Raw genomic sequence first — 350 nt, forward strand, 5'->3', positions numbered from 1 at the left:
AACCACTGACAGTCAAATATCACGGGTATCCTCCCGTTAACTTCTGCCCAGTAATAACTATTAACATCCTCATCAAACCGATGAGGATCATTTTTCTCTACGGGTGGGAATCGGTTTAATTTCCTGGTGGCTTTAACAAAAAAAAGCCCTAATTCATTAATATAAACAACCGGATCAAAGGTTCTATCATTTTGTTTTCTTAGAAAAAAGTCACGCTTATAGGTGATGTCGATATCGGATCGTCTAAATGGTCTGACAGTTATTGCTAATCCCTCATACTCCAGCCCCTGTTTATACCACAGCTCCTGATCCCCCGGCTGCATATCCGGCCAACTGGCGATCATTGGTAA

1 protein-coding gene is annotated in these 350 nt (G+C 41.7%); it reads right to left on the reverse strand.

Features of this window, described 5'->3' with window-relative positions:
- The coding region (locus YALDO0001_RS19525) for a hypothetical protein (protein WP_050773556.1) at positions 1-350 on the reverse strand (350 nt) is incomplete at both ends.

Source organism: Yersinia aldovae ATCC 35236 (genome assembly GCF_000173735.1).
Classification (GTDB): domain Bacteria; phylum Pseudomonadota; class Gammaproteobacteria; order Enterobacterales; family Enterobacteriaceae; genus Yersinia; species Yersinia aldovae.